Source organism: Mucilaginibacter sp. GW822-FHT03E02 (genome assembly GCF_058801545.1).
In genome coordinates this window covers 2739720-2757698 of sequence record NZ_JBXANJ010000001.1, presented here as the reverse complement: position 1 = coordinate 2757698, position 17979 = coordinate 2739720, and the positions used below count along the sequence as shown (strand labels likewise).

The 17979-nt window shown below is 44.0% G+C and carries 11 protein-coding genes; 6 read left to right on the top strand and 5 right to left on the bottom strand.

The annotated features are described in order from the left end of the window. Positions 1 to 176: 176 nt before the first annotated feature. The 3 genes from AC1RM2_RS11615 (at position 177) to AC1RM2_RS11605 (ending at position 3225) form a co-directional block, all read left to right on the top strand. Positions 177 to 1688, top strand: a complete 1512-nt coding sequence (locus AC1RM2_RS11615; protein WP_492985242.1) for a glycoside hydrolase family 32 protein — start codon at positions 177 to 179, stop codon at positions 1686 to 1688. A 131-nt stretch (positions 1689 to 1819) separates the two neighbouring features. Beyond that, a complete protein-coding gene (locus tag AC1RM2_RS11610; protein WP_492985241.1) occupies positions 1820 to 2254 on the top strand; it encodes a hypothetical protein in 435 nt (144 codons plus the stop codon). Further along, on the top strand, positions 2251 to 3225 hold the full coding sequence (locus AC1RM2_RS11605; protein ID WP_492985240.1) for a wax synthase family protein: 975 nt from the start codon (positions 2251 to 2253) through the stop codon (positions 3223 to 3225). The genes AC1RM2_RS11610 and AC1RM2_RS11605 overlap by 4 nt, the downstream gene beginning before the upstream one ends. A gap of 65 nt (positions 3226 to 3290) precedes the next feature. On the opposite strand, the gene AC1RM2_RS11600 is transcribed toward AC1RM2_RS11605, so the two are convergent. From AC1RM2_RS11600 to AC1RM2_RS11580, 5 genes are all read right to left on the bottom strand, one after another. Then, positions 3291 to 4067 carry a GLPGLI family protein gene (locus AC1RM2_RS11600; protein ID WP_492985239.1) on the bottom strand — a complete coding sequence of 259 codons (777 nt, stop codon included), beginning with the start codon at positions 4065 to 4067 and terminating at the stop codon, positions 3291 to 3293. A gap of 5 nt (positions 4068 to 4072) precedes the next feature. After that, on the bottom strand, positions 4073 to 5668 hold the full coding sequence (locus tag AC1RM2_RS11595) for an outer membrane beta-barrel protein (RefSeq protein ID WP_492988247.1): 1596 nt from the start codon (positions 5666 to 5668) through the stop codon (positions 4073 to 4075). A gap of 1564 nt (positions 5669 to 7232) precedes the next feature. After that, positions 7233 to 8537, bottom strand: coding sequence for an amino acid permease (locus AC1RM2_RS11590; protein ID WP_492985238.1), 1305 nt, complete (start codon positions 8535 to 8537; stop codon positions 7233 to 7235). A 74-nt stretch (positions 8538 to 8611) separates the two neighbouring features. Then, complete coding sequence (locus AC1RM2_RS11585) at positions 8612 to 9268, bottom strand: DUF4276 family protein (RefSeq protein WP_492985237.1); 657 nt, start codon at positions 9266 to 9268, stop codon at positions 8612 to 8614. Between the two features lie 8 nt (positions 9269 to 9276). Beyond that, positions 9277 to 10332 carry an AAA family ATPase gene (locus tag AC1RM2_RS11580; protein WP_492985236.1) on the bottom strand — a complete coding sequence of 352 codons (1056 nt, stop codon included), beginning with the start codon at positions 10330 to 10332 and terminating at the stop codon, positions 9277 to 9279. Between the two features lie 202 nt (positions 10333 to 10534). Between AC1RM2_RS11580 and AC1RM2_RS11575 the strand changes: the two genes are divergently transcribed. The 3 genes from AC1RM2_RS11575 (at position 10535) to AC1RM2_RS11565 (ending at position 17928) form a co-directional block, all read left to right on the top strand. Further along, positions 10535 to 12307: a PQQ-dependent sugar dehydrogenase gene (locus AC1RM2_RS11575; RefSeq protein ID WP_492985235.1), complete on the top strand. Its 1773-nt coding sequence runs from the start codon at positions 10535 to 10537 to the stop codon at positions 12305 to 12307. A 183-nt stretch (positions 12308 to 12490) separates the two neighbouring features. After that, positions 12491 to 13801, top strand: coding sequence for an amidohydrolase family protein (locus AC1RM2_RS11570; protein ID WP_492985234.1), 1311 nt, complete (start codon positions 12491 to 12493; stop codon positions 13799 to 13801). A gap of 170 nt (positions 13802 to 13971) precedes the next feature. Beyond that, complete coding sequence (locus AC1RM2_RS11565) at positions 13972 to 17928, top strand: Pls/PosA family non-ribosomal peptide synthetase (protein ID WP_492985233.1); 3957 nt, start codon at positions 13972 to 13974, stop codon at positions 17926 to 17928. The last annotated feature ends 51 nt before the right edge of the window (positions 17929 to 17979 follow it).

Below are 17979 nucleotides of genomic sequence, written 5' to 3'. Positions count from 1 at the left end.
ATAAATTTTTTCAATATGGTTTAAAGGCAAAAGACTTGTTTAAAGTTGTGACTTTAAAACAAGCTTTCAAAATTTTATTTAACAATAACGCGAATATTTGCGTTGTTTCTGCCCTATTTGCCCGGGAGTTAATTTTTAGTGTACTTTTATGCTGCCAACTTTATAAACAGCCACCTATGTTTAAATATTTTATCTGCTGCCTTGCCTTTTCGATGTTTGCTATTAAGGTGCTTGCCCAGCAAGCACCAACCCCGCAATGGCGGCCTGCGTACCACTTTACGCCGCCCACCGGCTGGACTAATGACCCTAACGGCCTCATCTTCCTGGACGGCAAATATAACCTGTATTATCAGCACAATCCTTTCGAAAATAAATGGGGGCACATGAGCTGGGGGCACGCCACCAGTACCGACCTGCTGCACTGGAAAAACCTGCCGGTTGCCATTCCCGAAATAGTGACCAAGGATACTTTAACCTATATCTACTCCGGCTCGGCAGTGGTGGATAAAAATAATACCAGTGGTTTTGGTAAAAATGGTAAAGCTCCGATAGTTGCCATTTTTACTGCCGATCAGCCCAAACAGAAAAAAGAATCGCAATATATAGCTTACAGTAACGATGGAGGCAAAAGCTATACCCAATACGCCGGCAACCCGGTTATCGATCTGAATAAAAAAGATTTCCGCGACCCCAATGTTTTCTGGCACGAACCAACCAAACAATGGATCATGACGGTAGCCATGGTTGACGAGCATATGGTAAGAATTTACGGCTCTAAAAACCTGAAAGAGTGGACAAGACTCAGCGATTTTGGCCCGGCTGGTTACACTAAAAGCGGCTGGGAATGCCCATCAATGGTGCCGTTGTTGGTAGATGGCAACAAATCGAAAATTAAGTGGGTGCTTTTTGTTTCGGCCTTTACAGACCGCGGTCCATCGATGCAATACTTTATTGGCGATTTTGATGGCACTACTTTTAAAAATAGTTATCCCGGCGCCGCAACCTTGCCGGTTGATGGTGGCGATGCTTTTTATGCTGCTATCCCCTGGCGTTTACCCAATCATAAAACTACTTTATTGGGTTGGTTGGTGCCGGGCAAACCAGATACCTATCCGTGGCGCGGTCAAATGTCTATCCCCCGCGATCTTTCCTTAAAAACTACAAGCCAGGGATTGAGGCTGTTACAACAGCCTACTGTCGATAGTGAAAAGAAACTTGATACAATGGCTGCCAGTGTTATTTTTAAAGATATCCAGATGAAAAAAAGCGATGTACAGTTGCCGGAAGTTGGCAACTGTAATGCTTATTGGATAGATGCCGAATTTGTTATGAGCACAGCTAAACTGGCCGGTTTTAAAATTGCACAAAACAAGGATATGCCAGACAATGATATAATTGTAGGGTACGATGCTGCTAAGCAACAACTGTTTATTGATTGCTCGAATGCCGAAAAAAACAATAAGCCAGCCGTTAATCACATTCAAACTATACCCATGCGGCCTATGAAACTCTTGAATACATTGGTGAAGATCCAGCTACTTGTTGACCGTAATTCAATAGAGATATTTGGCAACAATGGCGAAAAGGTTATTACGACGGCTTTTTACCCTGATGCAAAGTCTACGGGGGTATCAATATTTGGCGAGTACGTGGATGTGAGTTTAAAGATCCGACGAATGGATAAATAGCGCCAATAACAGAAACGACCCTGCCTCTCTTGTTAATTTTGTCAGATATTAAATTTTCAATAAATTTTGAAAATTTAATATTTTATTTAGATTTGTACTATTGAAACAGATGAAAATAGATAGCCGGTAAAATGAAAACCATAGGTTTTAGTATTCAGCAATTGATCTGGTTTGCAGGGTTGGCCCAGGTAGGGCTGGTGGTTGGCAGCCTGGCCATTCCCCGGGTTTTAAACTGGCGGTCCGAGCTGCTAAAAGTGCAGCCCCTGATTAAGCAAATGTTTTGGACTTATGCCGCATACATCCTGGTTATCAACCTTTGCTTCGGCCTGCTTTCGGTCCTGGCATTTAATGACCTTGTTAACGGCTCGCAGCTGGCAACATTGCTTACCGGTTTTATCGCGATATACTGGATCTCCAGGGTGTTGATCCAGTTCTTTTATTTCGACAGGACAAATTTCCCCAAAGGTAAATTGCATAAACTGGCCGAGGCGGTATTGGTTATTCTTTTTGTTTTCCTGAGTATTGTTTATAGCCGGGCCTGTTACTTTAACTATTTACAGTCATGATCACCGCGGCCGTACTATTATCCTTTTTTTATTTCGGCCTTACAAACGTTATTGTTGTACTGTTGGGTTATGCATTTATAAAATACAAAATGGTGTGGCAAAGCTGGGTTTTGCTGATTGTAAGTATCCTTATTGTTCACTTTATATTTTTACAGGCCAACCCAATTTTACGGATGCTGGCCATTATTGCCACAACCTTTACTGCAATGAAGGTTATTGCCGTTGCCCAAAGTTATAAAACCAAAAAACTTACCCTTCAATTTAATCAATGGCTGGTTTTTGCAGGCGGCTGGGCCGGTATGCGTGCCGAGCCTTTTGAAAACCTTGGGCAGGCACCCTTACCCAATGCCTGGGCAATGATTTGGTTTGGTGTAAGCCGGGTAATAGCCGGCGGGGTGCTTATTTTGCTGGGGCGCCAAATGGTATTGCTGCCATTAGGTGCACGGCCGGTTTACTTGTTAACCACCGCTTTTTTGCTGGTTGGGCTAAGTCTTATTCTTCACTTCGGGCTGTTGAGTATTAGCGCGGGTACGTGGCGGCTTAAAGGCGTAAATACCTATTACCTGTTTAAACAACCTGCCAGGGCCATGAGCCTGACTGAATTTTGGGGCAAACGTTGGAATATGGCTTTTAGCGAAATGACTTCCATAACCATCTTTCGGCCCTTGCGTAATAAAATAGGTCCAGGGGCAGCGTTAATGGTTGCATTCGGTTTCTCGGGCCTGTTGCATGAACTGGCGCTTAGTGTACCGGTAAATAGCGGGTATGGTTTGCCCATGATATATTTTATTATCCAGGGAATTATGGTACTGCTGGAAAAGGAATTGACAGATGGTGGTATTGCTTTTTTAAAATACCCGTTCACCGCCCGTTTATGGACATTGTTTTGGGTGATAGCACCAATGCCCTTGCTGTTTCACCCGCAGTTTATCAGGCAAATTGTGTGGCCGATGGTGGGGTTGCATGTGTAAAGTTCTAAAACGCAAACACCCCGCTATGCCGAGCATAACAGGGTGTTGCTTAAGTTTATGATAGGTTACAGGATAAAGGCTTTTAAATAAATATTTGATTGGTTGCCCCAGTTTTTCATTACATCGGTTAGGGTGGCAGTTAGTCCCTTACGGTCTACAGCCTTTCCTTTTTTAGGGGCTGCAAGGGCTTTATCGTCCACCGGTACTTCATTTACTTTGGTAGCAAACCAGGTTACGTTTTCGTGGGGAATGGCAAGGCCCAATATCATGCCTGGCAGGCCGGCAAATGATTCGGGACCACCCGGTACGGTAATGTCGTCGGTATAAAAAGCTACCACATAAACCGAATCAAGTACCAGCGCGTTTGCACGGCGACAGGTAAAACCGGCAATTTCGCGGGTTTCGGTAGTAATCTTCCAGTTTATTTTGCGTACGCTGTCTTTCACCAAAAACAGCGATTCAAAAACCTTTTTTTGGTCAATGCTGGTGTAGGTATTCAGGTCGGTTTGTACGGTATTATTTTGCCCAACCATCGGATTATCCAAAAAGAAAGTATTGCCCTGGCTCTCGGGCTCAATGGGGGTAAACAGGGTTTTGTTGTTGCCAAAGGCTAAAGTACTTTTCAGTTTCCTGAATTGAGGCTGCGTTTTTTTATAGGAGTCAAAAGCGGGCTGCAGCCAGGCTTCGTTGTCCTTATCAATTATCTTCTGAAAAACAGCGTACATGTTTACGCTTTTTTCATATTCAATAATGCCATTGGTAGTAAAGTGCTTGTTTTGGGCAAACAGGGAGCTGCTGCCAAGTACTAATAAAGCTGTTGTAAATAAAATAAACTTTTTCATGTAAATTATTTTTTAGCTGCTGGCGCGGCACCGCCGCCAACATGGTTAAAATCCCAAATAAGTGATAGCATAAAGAACCTGCGGATAGTAGTATACCGCTCCTGCGAAATCTGGTTGGCGTTACCTGTACGGCTGTATCCGGTATTCTGGTTCAGTAAATCGTTGCCGGCCAGGTATATTTTTATACTTTCATCCTTAAGGAAAGTTTTACCGATGGTTGCGTTCAGGATCGTTTTCCTGAAATCCTGGGGAAACGATTGTGTTGCCGCGTTGTATTGGTATGTAGCATCGGAGTTGATACTAAAGTGCAGGGGGAGGTAAATATTAAAGCCGCCGTTTGCCTGCAAGCCCCGGCCGTTGTTATTAATATTAGTTTGTAACGACGAGGAGTTAACCGTATAAGTAGGCCCTACCGAAGCCCACATATCATACTTCTTTTGTTTGTATTTGGATAGCCTGAAATCGAGGCTGTAAGTGTATGATTGTGTTTTATTTAAGGAGCTGGGACCATCGTTGTACTTAACAAAATTGTAATAAGTATTACCGCTTCCGTTAATACCTAAACCAGCGTTTACATCTACTTTGGGGATTTTTCTATCAAAGTAGGCACTTGCATACATATTTACTGTCTGGTTGCCGTTAAGGTTGGTGTACACATAGGTGTTTCTGCCATTTACCGTGGTAACGTTGCTTACAATAGGGTTGTAGGTATTGGAGTAAGAACCATATAACCAAATGGACTGCCCGCTGAGCACTTTATAAGAGTTATAGCTAAAATTTAAACGATTGGTGTATGATGGCCTTAAATTGGGGTTACCAATTGTTCTGTTTACCGGGTCGTTATTTACCAGTACGGGTTGAATTTGGTCAATGGTAGGTTGTGTTGTATTACCATTGTAACTCAATCGTACAGATTCCTGCTGCGAAAAGCGGTATTGGAATGTAGCCTGCGGAAACCAGTTTACAAAATTACGGGTCCTGTCAGGTATATTTCTGATCTCGTCTATTTGTTTAAAGTTTACCACCGACACTCTCGACCCAAAATTGAATGTGGCTTTTTTGCCTTTATAATTAAGGTTAAGCCCAAACTGGTTGGCCACCTGGTTTAATTTATAAAAGTTGCTCACCGTTGTGTCAAGTGTGGTATAGTTCCCGGCCCCCCCCGGATCGTTATAGGAGCGCCTGTCAGAACTGCTGTTGCTTAGGTTGATGCCGTAGTTTACCACCGCCGAAAGCTTTTTGGTAAGCGGTTCTGTATAGGTAAGGTTGGTATTTAACACGTTGCTTTTTATGTTTGATACCTTGCGCTGATCGATGATTGTATCCTGGGTTAATGTAGCAGTTGTATCATATGATTTTGTACGGGCATACAAATAACCCTTTGACTCGCTTTGGTTAAGCGATTCTGATACATTTAACGAAAACGTACGACCCACCTTTTTGAATTTTTTAGTATAAAAAGCGCTTGCGTTAAATATCTTCGATTTTACGTCATTATCAACATTACGCTTACTGGTGTTTTGTAACCCGCCGTTTGCATAATTGCTTACATAATCATATTTGGTATTGGTGATGGCGTCTTTAGATGTACCATCTACCATAAGCTTCAGGTTTTGACTGGTATCTATCTTAACCTGGTAGGTTAAATCCAGTTTTTGGCGGAACATGTGGTTATGAAAAGTTTGATCTGAGCTGTTGGTGTTAAATGTACCGTCGAAGTTATTTTGCGCTATAGTATTTTTGGTACCATCCACATTTAACGATCCTATTTTATAATTGCCGTTGATAGATTCCTTATCGCCATTCCATTTGGTATCGTAATGCGCGCCTGCCGATCTGGCTAACGGGATTCCCTCGCCATCAAATCTTCCGCTGAACGAATCCAGGTCGTCGCCACCACCGCCGTTAAAATATATCTCGCCGCCATCGCCAAATTCAAGGCCGCCGGTGCCGCCGTATTTGCTGTTATCGTCCCAGCCCAAACCTACCTTACCTGTATTACCTAAAGTTCCGTAAACAGAAAATTTCTGCTTGCCTTTAAAGCGATTAAATAAAATCTGCTCCTGGTAATATTTATCGGTACCGCCTTCGGCATCTATTTTACCAAAATAACCGTTCTTTTTATCCTCTTTAAGTTTAATGTTAATGGTTTTATTCTTCACACCATCGTCAATACCGGTAAATGCGGCCTGGTCGCTTTTTTTATCGTAAAGCTGTACCTTGTCTACCATATCGGCACGCAGGTTTTTGGTAACCAGGGTAGGGTCATCGCCAAAAAATTCTTCGCCATCAACCAAAACCTTACTTACGGTTTGGCCCTGGGCGGTAATTTTGCCATCCTTATCAACCTGTATTCCCGGAAGCTCTTTTAACAGGTCTTCTACTTTGGCGTTTGGTTGTACGGTAAATGCTTTGGCGTTAAATTCGGTGGTGTCGCCTTTTATTTTTACGGCCGCAACCTGGGCTTTTATAATAACCTCTTTAAGCAGCTGAGTTTTAAGTATCATGCCTATGTGGCCAAAATCGTGCGTAGTATGTGCCGAATCAAGGGTAAAACGCTCTACAAAATCGGCGTAGCCAGAGTAGCTTATCAGCAAAATGAATTTGCCTTTTTTTAGATCGCTGATGGCAAACTGACCATCGCTTACCCTGGTAAACTTTTGCAAAATGGAATCTTTGGCACTTAAAACAGCAACAGTAGCGTTGGTTAATTTAGAATTTGAAGCCGTATCGGCAACTCCGCCCTTGATAGAATAGGTATTTTGTGCAAAAACGGAAGCTGTACCAAACAGGAGTATTATTAGTGCAGTAATTGTGATTTTCATAAGGTTGTTTATGGAAACCAAGGTATAACTAAGTTTTTAGTAATCAAAACGATTTAACAATTGTACCTGTATATTTAACATTTAAAGCCAAAAATTTAACATTTATGACTTTTTTAAAGCCTACAAGCAATTGATTTCCATCTTAATAAACAGATACGGGTTTGCTGTGTAATAATATTATTACATTTTATTTAAAATACTGGTAATAAAACAGCAGGTATTAGCACTGCCGAGGTACAACGCAGGTTGCTGTACAAGGCAATAGGGTAAAGCGGTAGATGATAAGCTGAATTTTACCCCTTTTTACTGCTAACTTAAGATTGAATGAATTTAAGGGTATCTATTGCTCCTTGTTTTTTTGGTAGGCTACCCAAACGTAAAAAGGCACGCTCATCATCAGCAAAACAAAGCCGTAATAAACGGCATCTTTGCCGGAGCCAACAATATTCCATAGTGCGTAACCAAATGCTACTATGGCCAAAACCACAGCGCCAAGCCAGCCATCTGCCTGTTTGTTTTTTACCTTGATAATAAGATAGGATGCAGCCGATAACAGGTAAGGAATAAGCATCGACAGCAGCGAAAGCATCAGTAAAAACCTGAATTGTTCAACAAATCCTTTGGAGTAATTCATACTCATAAAAACAGAAACAAGCGTACTGCTAAGCAGGATGCCCATGTAAGGCACGCCCTTTTTATTTTGCTTGCTAAATATGGCGGGGAACAATTTATCCCTGGCAACGGCAAAGGGCATTTGCCCCTGCATCAGTGTCCACCCGTTAAGCGCACCAAAAGCGGCAATGGCAACACCTGCGCTTACCCAGTAGCGAATGTTGTTGCCGTAAATTATGGCAGCGGCATCGGCATAAGGCGTTTGCGACTTTGCCAACTCCGCAGCGGGAATAAGCCCCATTACGCTTACACTTCCTAAAATATATACCAATGTAGCAATTAACAGGCCCAGCAATGTTGCACGCGGCACCGTTTTTTGTGGGTTTTCCACACTCCCGGCAGGTATAGTGGCGCATTCAATTCCGATAAAAGAAAAAAGGGTCATGGCCGCGGTGGTGCTTATTGCACTATAGGTACTTGTACCGCTGCTATTAAACGGGCTAAAGTTTTTGGCCTGTAAAAAAAACAGGCCGCCAAATGCCACAAGCACCAGTGGTAAAATTTTGAGTATGGTTGTAACCAGCTGCCATTTGCCGCTGGTTACAACTCCGCGTGTGTTAATATAAGTAAGCAGCCATATAGCGCAAAGGCCGGTGGCTACCGCAGGCAGGCCGCTTGCCAGCGCCGGAAAAAACGTACTTAAGGCGCTCACCAGCGATTTGGTAATGGCCGCGCAGGCGCATGAGGTAGATAGAAAATAACCCCAGGCCACAAGGAAGCCTGCAAAATCGCCCAGTCCATAACGTGTAAAGGCGTAGGGGCCACCCGTAGCATGTGGCAGTAGCTTACTCATGTTACTGAAAACTTTTGCCAGGAAAAACGAGCCCGCTGCCGAAAATACCCAACCCAGCAAACCAATACTCCCGAAACTGGCCATAGCGGCGGGCAGTAAAAAAACACCTGCGCCTATCATATTGCCCGCCACCAGTGAGGTACTTGTCCATAAGCCTAATTTTTTTTCTGAGTTGGGCATTGCTGTAAATAAATTGAGGACGATAAGATAGGATTTTTATTAAATTTGAGGGCGAAAGCCATAATTCTCCATCGTTAGAGCGTTTCCAAAATGGACACCCAATTATGAAATCTCAAGCTTTTACTTCTGATTTTATTTAGCCCGATATTTTCGGCTATAATAGCGCCATATACAATTTTGTTATAACCTTTTATTAACCGGGACAATCTAAATGACGGCGCGTTTTGTGGAGTATCATTAATCATTTCGGGATTGGGGTAATTATTTATTGTATTTTCCAATTCATTTTTATTAATGAAATCGCCTTGTGGAATAAGGTTGTTGAATATTGTTATATCGTTAAATAGCAGCCCCTCGAATTCGTGTAATTGTATATAAGATATAAACCTATTATTTATTGCCTTATTAATGGAAGATTTCATTGAATTTTCTAAAAAAGTCATTCTCTCATTTTTGTCTATTATTTTAATTGAGGTATCCCATCCGGGGAAATTATGCTTCTCGTTGATTCCGTAGTAATCAATCAGTGTTGTCACAAATACACTTCTATCTTGTAAAAGATGAATCTCTATCTGTTTTTTTAAAGCATTCCACGGCACAATTCCACCAGCTGACTTTTTAATTGTTGGACAATGCAAATAAATACCTCTCGAATTGAAATGAGGTTGTAATACATCCTTACAAAATTCCTGCTCGGTTGGGCCTTCGCAAATTATTATGATCCTTTTCATAAGCTGATTTAAGGCTGGCCTCCTTCAAGAATATTTCTTTGCCATAATTCGCCTATTGAGTATTCCTCGAGCCAAATTGATAAATCCTCTTTTAAAAGCCTGTTAAACACGGTCTCGCCATTAACCTGGTTAACCGTTATAATACCATCAGCCTCAAAGTGATTTACAAGATCGGATGATTGTGTAGCAATAATTACCTGTGTGCCCCTTGCTGCTACGCTTTTAATCATGCCTGCTAATTTGGCTATGGCAAATGGATGCAAACCAAGTTCCGGTTCATCAATGATAATGCTACTGGGAAGTGTGGGTTGCATGAATAAGGTAACCAGGGCAATAAACCTAATTGTGCCATCAGAAAGATCAGATGCGCCGTAAATTGTTGAACTATACTTATCCTGCCATTGCAGTCGTAAAAAGCCTTCGTTATTGGGTTGAAGAAAAAAATCAGAAAAATACGGCGCGATACTTTGTATGGTTTTTATAATAAGATTATACACAATTTGATTCGCTTGCCGTATAGCGTAAAGGAAAGCAGCTAAGTTCTCTCCTTTTTCGTATAAAAAGTAACTGTCATTAAGTATATGACTGGTTTGATTGAAGGAGGATTTTCTACCGGTGTCATGAAAATGATATTTTTTGAACCCGTTTAAGTGTCCCCTTACATACTTAGCACGATATTTGCCATCGGTTTTAACGCTGGCTTCACTTTTATATAAAGAAACGTCCCATGGGTTTCCTAAGTACCATAAACTTTCCTTTGTGAAGATGAAGCCGTCATCACCATTTGTTATGGTGAATGAATAAGCATTCACCTCCTTATCAAAAGAAACATAAGCGCTAATTGACTCAGTAGCTTTGCTTCCCTGGTATAGCATTCTTTCCGGGCCGCCATTTAAACCGACATATTCCTTTAAAGTTTGATTATATAAGCGGTTTAAAAATTCAAAAAATGAAATAAAATTACTCTTGCCAGAGCCATTAGCTCCAATAAGTATGTTTATGGGCTTTAATTCTACTTTGGCTTCTCTTATCGACTTGTATCCTTTTATTTCAATATAGTCCATGAAGACAAATTTATTATTAAAATTCACTTGAAATCTAAAATTAATCTTTTTAAAGGTCTTATAAAAATCGCATGCTATGTTGAAACGGTTTTCTGTGTTGTCAATCTTAATATTTGATTTTTTCTTTAAACATTTCCCCTTCAAATTCCTTTTACTACCGGCAATACCTGCTGCCGATTCATAGTCGGCGTATGATTTCCGGATGAAGAAAAATATTTTTTTAGGAGTAAGAAAAACAGTTACGGTGCTTTTGGCCACGGCAATTGCGGCAATAACACTCGCTTTTGTTTTAGTTAAACATCCAGATAAAACGCTAACTGCCGATAAAAACAACGGCGGGCTATACCTGCCCGGTAATTTCAAGGCCGTCATCGCTATTGATAGCCTGGCCGGCAGGGCACGCCACCTGGCCGTAAATACCAATGGCGATATTTATATAAAACTCCGGTTTCCCGATTCTATCGGCGGCAACATTGCGGCAAGGGATACGGATCACGACGGCAAGGTTGATACGATTAAAAAATTTGGCAACTATGACGATAAAGGGCCTTATGGTACCAGTATGCGGGTGCATAAAGGCTACCTGTATTTCAGTTCGGAGGTAAGCGTTTACCGTACCAAATTAAATCCGAATACGTTGGTGCCCGATGGTCCGCTGGAATTGATATTACATGATGCCCACGGCGAGCATGAGCATGACGCCAAGCCCCTGGCTTTTGATGATGCCGGGCATATGTACGTTGCCTTCGGTGCGCCATCCAATGCCTGCCAGGAGCAAAACCGGGTTCCCGGTTCGCCGGGGATAAAAGGCTGCCCCTTGTTGCAGGAGTACGGTGGCATATGGCAATTTGATGAAGCCAAGCCCAACCAGCAGCAAAAAGATGGTATCCGTTACGCCACTGGCCTGCGCAGCGTGGTAGCCATGGATTGGAACACCGCAGATAATTGCCTGTATGTTGTAGCGCATGGCCGCGACGATCTGCGCCTGCTGTTCCCCCAAAAATTCAGCGCCTGGCAAAGCGCCGTTATGCCCGCCGAGGAGTTTTTGAAGATAAAACAAGGAACAGATGTAGGCTGGCCATACTACTATTACGACCCCATTAAACACAAAAAACTGTTAAATCCCGAGTATGGCGGCGACGGCATAAAAGCGGGCGATGGCGCAAAATATGCCCAGCCTTTGATTGCCTTCCAGGCGCATTGGGCACCCAATGATTTATTGTTTTACACCGGCAACCAATTCCCGACCAGGTATAAGAATGGCGCTTTTGTGGCTTTTCATGGTTCAACCAACCGCTCGCCATATCCGCAGGCCGGCTTTTTTGTGGCTTTTGTGCCCTTTAAAAATGGCGTACCGACGGGTAAGTGGGAGATATTTGCCGATGGTTTTGCGGGCCGTAACACCGTGGTAAGCGTAAGCGATGCGCTTTGCCGCCCCATGGGTTTATCCACAGGGCCTGATGGCTCATTATATGTGAGCGATACCGAATTGGGGAGGGTGTGGCGCATTTTTTACCAGGGCGATAAAACTAAATTTACCAGCGCCATGCTGGCTAAAATGGAGTTGCGTAAAAAGCTGCCCAATTTTAAAATACCCGATAAGGCACGCAATAATTTTGCAACCGGGATGCTTAAAGGCGGTGCAAAAATTTACACCACGCACTGTGCCAGCTGTCATCAAAAAAATGGCAAAGGCGATGGTAACCTTTTCCCGCCCCTGGGCGGATCGGAGTGGGTAACCGGCGGCAAATACATGGAAAAGGAGCCCGCCATAAGAGTGTTATTAAGCGGCCTTGAAGGGCCCGTTACCGTTAAGGGCAAGCCATACAACAGTGTAATGCCAAAGCACAATTTTTTGAGCGATGCAGAGATAGCCGGTGTGCTTACCTATATCAGGAGCAATTTTGGTAACAACAGCAGCCTGGTTACCGCATCTGAAGTTAAAAAAATACGGGCAACGTTGTCCGGTAAATAGCCTGGTGTTACCGCTGTTTTCGCGCTGTGGTTGCTAAGGCCACTTCTGCTGTTTCAAGCTGACTGCCGGCATGGGGTTGTAAAAAAGTAAACAAAAGAGGAACGCATTTTAAATGTTATCTTGCGTTGTCCCTAAGCTCGTTTTAAATAAGGCCGCAGGGAAGATAACCGCCTATATACTACAATGAAAAAACTCATCATCCTTGCCTTATCAGTCATCCCTTACTTTGCTTCGGCACAAACCATCCAGAAATACCTTATTAAAACGGGGAAGCTATTTGACAGCGAAGCCGGTCAATTTAAAACAGGACTGGATGTATTGGTTGACGGCAATAAAATAGAAGCGGTAAAAGCCGACAGGGATTTATCCGGTGAAGATAAGAAAGACCGCGAACTGATAGATCTTTCTAAATACACAATTCTTCCCGGCCTGATAGATTCACACACGCATTTGTTATTCAGGGAAGAGTTGCAGGCAGGCATGGATTTTTCAACTCTGTCTTTAGAGAAAGTGTTGACCCAGCAGGGCGATGCATACCGGGCGATATATGGTGCCGTAAGGGCAAAGGCTTATTTAGAAGCAGGTATAACATCTGTACAGGATTTGGGCAACTCGGGCAAGTTTGCCGATATCGCTTTGCGCAAAGCAATTGAAGACGGGTTGGTTGTTGGTCCGCGGATGAGTTGTGCGGGGCAGGGATTATCCAGCGAGGGCGGGCAGTTACCAGGCTTAATTTACCAGCACCGGAACATAGCTAATGACGAATACCGGATAATAACCAGCGCCGATGATGCCATACAGGCCGTACGCGAAAACGTTACCCAGGGTGCCAACGTAATTAAAATTTACTCCAACAATACCCCAAACCGTACTGCCCTTTCTGTTGATGAAATGCGTGCGATTGTAAAGGAGGCACATCGTTATAATTTGCGGGTTACCGCCCACGCAACGGATAATCAGGCAGTATATAACGCGGTAATTGCCGGAGTTGATGGCATTGAACACGGTTACAAGGTAAATGACAGCACCTTGATGCTGATGGCCAAAAAGAAAGTGATCCTGGTACCTACCGATGGCGATAGTACCATATATGCCAACTACGCTGCGATAGCCTATCCCGGCGATAAAAGTGTAGCACCCCAATTAAAAAAGATGACGGATGCCCAGGCCAACCGACTACAGCGCGCGTTAAAGTTTGGCGTTACAGTGGCCGCAGGGTCTGATGATTATATTGATGTGCATATGCCTTATTCCGCATTTTCCAAGCATACGCTTATCGGTTATCATGAAGAGGGGGTAAGCATCCCGCAACTGCTGCAGTTTGCCACTATTAATGCCGCCAAACAACTTAATATGCCTAACAAGATAGGCAATCTGAAACAAGGTTTCCTGGCCGATATTATAGCGGTAGATAGTGATGTAGATACAGATATTCACGCCATCATGAACGTACACTTTGTGATGAAGGACGGTGTGGTGTATGTTAATAAATAAACCGGGTGGATATTTATTTTATTTAATATTATCACAAATTAGTTGCTTATTCGTTATAGGTATCGCCATGCATTATGGTAAAAATTATTGTTGATAAACTTGAAATTTTATCAAAAACTATACTGTAATTTTCGGCATTACCAATACCTATGATATCCCAGAGCCAACTAATGGGTGCCTTTCGCCCAGACCTTATTAAAGATGAGACTATTGCCGATATTTTCAGAAATTCAGCTACACTATATCAGGATAAAACCGCGCTTATTTTTGGCGACAGGCAGCTAACTTACCGCCAGCTTGACCAATGGAGCAACTATATCGCACATTTTATAGCTTCCAAGGGAATAGGCAACGGCCATTCCATCGGTGTATGGCAATCCCGTGGGCTGGAGTTGCATGCGCTTATATTAGGCATAGTAAAATCGGGCGCGGCTTATGTACCGCTGGATAGGGAGATGCCCGAAGAGCGGCTACAGATAGTTTTGCAGGAAGTTGGTGCCTCGGCCTGTTTTAGCGACGGCTCGCCACAACTTTCCTGTCCCGTATTTGAAGTTCCCCTTTTTCAACAGGAGTATGAATATTTTACAGTACCTGCCGGCCCCACAGCTGATGACCGGGCTTACGTTTTATATACATCGGGCAGTACCGGCAAGCCAAAAGGTATCCCGATACTGCACCGCAATATTTGCCACCTCATCCGGTCAGAACAAAGCGTTATCAATATAACTCCCGAAGATAAGGTGTACCAGGGCTTCTCTGTATCCTTTGATATGTGGTGCGAAGAAACCTGGATCAGCCTTTTTGCCGGGGCTACCATCTGGGTGGCCGATGCTACAACTGCCAAATCAATCGACGAACTAAGCGAAACCTTAAAACAGCAACACATCACCATTTTACATGCCGTGCCAAGCTTACTGGCTGTTATTGATGACGATATACCGCTGCTACGATTGGTTAACGCAGGTGGCGAAGCTTGTACGACCGCGGTATTAAACCGCTGGAGCAAGCCAGGCAAAAATGTTTTTTATAACAGTTACGGGCCAACCGAAACTACGGTTACATCAACCATGGTAGCTTTAAAGCCCGGTGATGCCATTACAATAGGCGGTCCGCTGCCCAATTATAACCTGGCAGTTGTTGATGAGCAATTTAATATTTTACCTGTAGGCCAGCAGGGCGAGCTGATTATATCGGGCCCCGGTGTGTGCGAGGGATATGTTAACCGCCCCGAATTAACTAAAGAAAAATTCCTGGATAAGCCAGCCACGCTTGCTGGCCTGCCCGGCGACAGGATTTACCTGAGCGGCGATGCTGTAGTGATGCAGGCCGATGGCAGCATTGATTTTCACGGCCGGCTTGACGACCAGGTGAAGCTGCGCGGATACCGGATAGAACTGGGCGAAATTGAAGTACGCCTTAACCAGCTGGAAGAAGTAGCCACGGCCGCCGTTGCCTTAAAAAAAGATGCCTCGGGACAGGACCAGATGGTAGGCTATATTACCCTGAAAAATGGCCATACCCTGGAAGAGCACCATGCCCGTTTAAAACTGGCCGAAACATTACCGCCCTACATGGTGCCGCTGGTAATTGTTGCGCTTGACAAGTTACCCCGTCTGCCCAGCGGTAAAATTGACCGAAAGGGCTTGCCTGTACCTGATGCTCTTTTACAGGTAAAGGTGCAGGAAGAAATAAAAATAAATGCCGCCGACCCCATTGCCCTGAAGGTAATGGTCGGCCTTAAGCATATTTTCCCCGGCAGGGATATTACGTCCGAATCGGATTTTTTTACTGACCTGGGCGGGCACTCGTTGCTGGCCGCAAGCTTTTCATCATGGCTGCGCAAGGAGGCCGGCGTACAACATGCCTCACTTAAGGATATTTATACCAACAGGCCGGTTAAAAACCTCATCAACGCCTGGGAGCACGCCGAAAAGGAGAAAGAACAAAAGATTCATGTTAAAAAAGAGCTTTTTCAAAAGATACCCCCGTTACGGTACTTTTTATGCGGTATATCGCAGGGTTTTGCGTTGCTGGTTATCTATAGCCTGTTTGCCATACAAATTTTTATCCCTTATCTGGGTTACTACTATGTAGTAGCCGATACCGAAACCGGGCGCGATGATCGTACGATAGCTATTTTAATCGCTTTGTTTTTGTATTGTTTAGTGCCGCCGTTATTATCTTTTATGGCGATAGCTGCCAAATGGCTTTTATTGGGCAAGGTAAAGGAGGGCGATCATCCTTTGTGGGGATTTTATTATTTCAAATACTGGCTGGTTGATAACCTCATCAGGCTGTCGCCCGCGCAATTCATGAACGGGACGCCTATTTACCCGCTATACCTGCGTATGCTGGGTACGCGTATTGCTAAAGATGCGCAGCTGAGCTCAATCACCGTGGGTGCGTATGACCTGCTGGAAATTGGCGGCGATGCCAGCCTGAGCTCGGGCGTAGTACTGGATAATGTGACGGTGGAGAATGGGATGATCAAATTCCGCAAGATAAAAATTGGCGCTCATGCCTATATCGGCAGCAACGCGGTAATATCCGGCGGGGCCGAAGTAGAAGACTGGGGCGAACTCCAGGACCTGAGCCATCTGCAAAGCGGCAAAACCATTAAAGCCTTTGAAGCTTGGAAAGGCAGCCCGGCCGAAAAAACACACACAGCAAAACCCGAAGACCTGCCGCAGCCACTAAAAACGCCTTTTTTAAAAATCAAGACTTATGGCTTTTTGTATAGCCTGCTGCTAATTGTTTTCCCGATAGTAGTATTGCTGCCGCTGCTGCCGGTAATTGAGCTGCTGAACTACATGGACCTTAACTCGCCCGATTATAACTTTAGCTATTTTATACATGTGCCGCTGTTAACACTGCTATACATCGTCATTTATGCTTTTGAAACCGTGTTGCTTTCGCGGGTGCTTTTGTGGGGGATTAAGCCTGGCACCTACCCGGTTTTTAGCAGTACTTATGTGCGTAAATGGTTGTCAGATCAGCTTATCTCCGTAGCGCTGATTGTACTGCACCCGGTTTATGCCACGGTATTTGTTTCGTTTTTCTTTAGGATGCTGGGCGCCAAAATTGGCAAAAACACCGAGATCTCTACAGCAAGCAACGTAACCCATACCATGCTCAGCATCGGTAACGAATCATTTATTGCCGATGCAGTAACCCTGGGTGAAGAGGATATTCGTGCACAACGGCTTATTTTAAATAATACCACAATTGGCAACAGTAGTTTTGTGGGTAACAGCGCCCTCATCCCGCAAGGATATACCCTTGGCGATAATATGCTGATCGGGGTTTTATCTGTACCGCCAACTTTAGAGCAGCAGGCCGATAACCCGTTGGGCGATTGGTTCGGCTCGCCGGCCATTGCCCTGCCGCGCCGGCAAAGCAGCGGCGAGTATCCGCCATCGCTTACTACAACTCCATCATGGGCGCGCAAAATAGCAAGGGGAACCATCGAAGCTATCAGGATTATATTGCCGGAAACGGTTATCATTTGTTGCAGCGTATTGTTTATAGCCTATTTTCACGACCTGGTGAAAGATCGTAACGCATGGCAAATATTGGGGCAATTGCCAAAGCTTCCTTTTTATTACCTGAAATATATGGGGCTTCCCGCCCTGCTGGTTACGCTGGTATTAAAGTGGATATTTGTAGGAAAATACAAAACAGAGCAAAAACCCATGTGGACACATAAGGTTTGGCGCAGCGAGGCTATTACCAGTACTTACGAAGCCCTGGCCGTTCCCTTTATGCTCGATTTTTTAAGGGGGACTCCCTTTTTGCCTATGGTATTGCGCCTGTTTGGTGTTAAAATAGGTAAACGGGTATGGCTTAATACCACCGATATCACTGAATATGATATGGTAAGCATTGGCGACGATACCGCCCTGAACGAAGATTGCGGCCCGCAAACCCATTTATTTGAAGATAGGGTAATGAAGGTAGGAACCATACAGATAGGCGCGCGATGCAGCATTGGCACCCGCAGCATTATTTTGTATGATAGCCAAATTGGCGATGATGTAAAACTGGAGCCACTATCACTGATTATGAAAGGTGAACAACTGGCCCCGCAAACCGAATGGACAGGCAGTCCTATTAAAGCGCTGAATTAGATTTTGAAGGATTGCTTTGTTGTGGCACAAGTGGACTTACAGCAAAGCAAT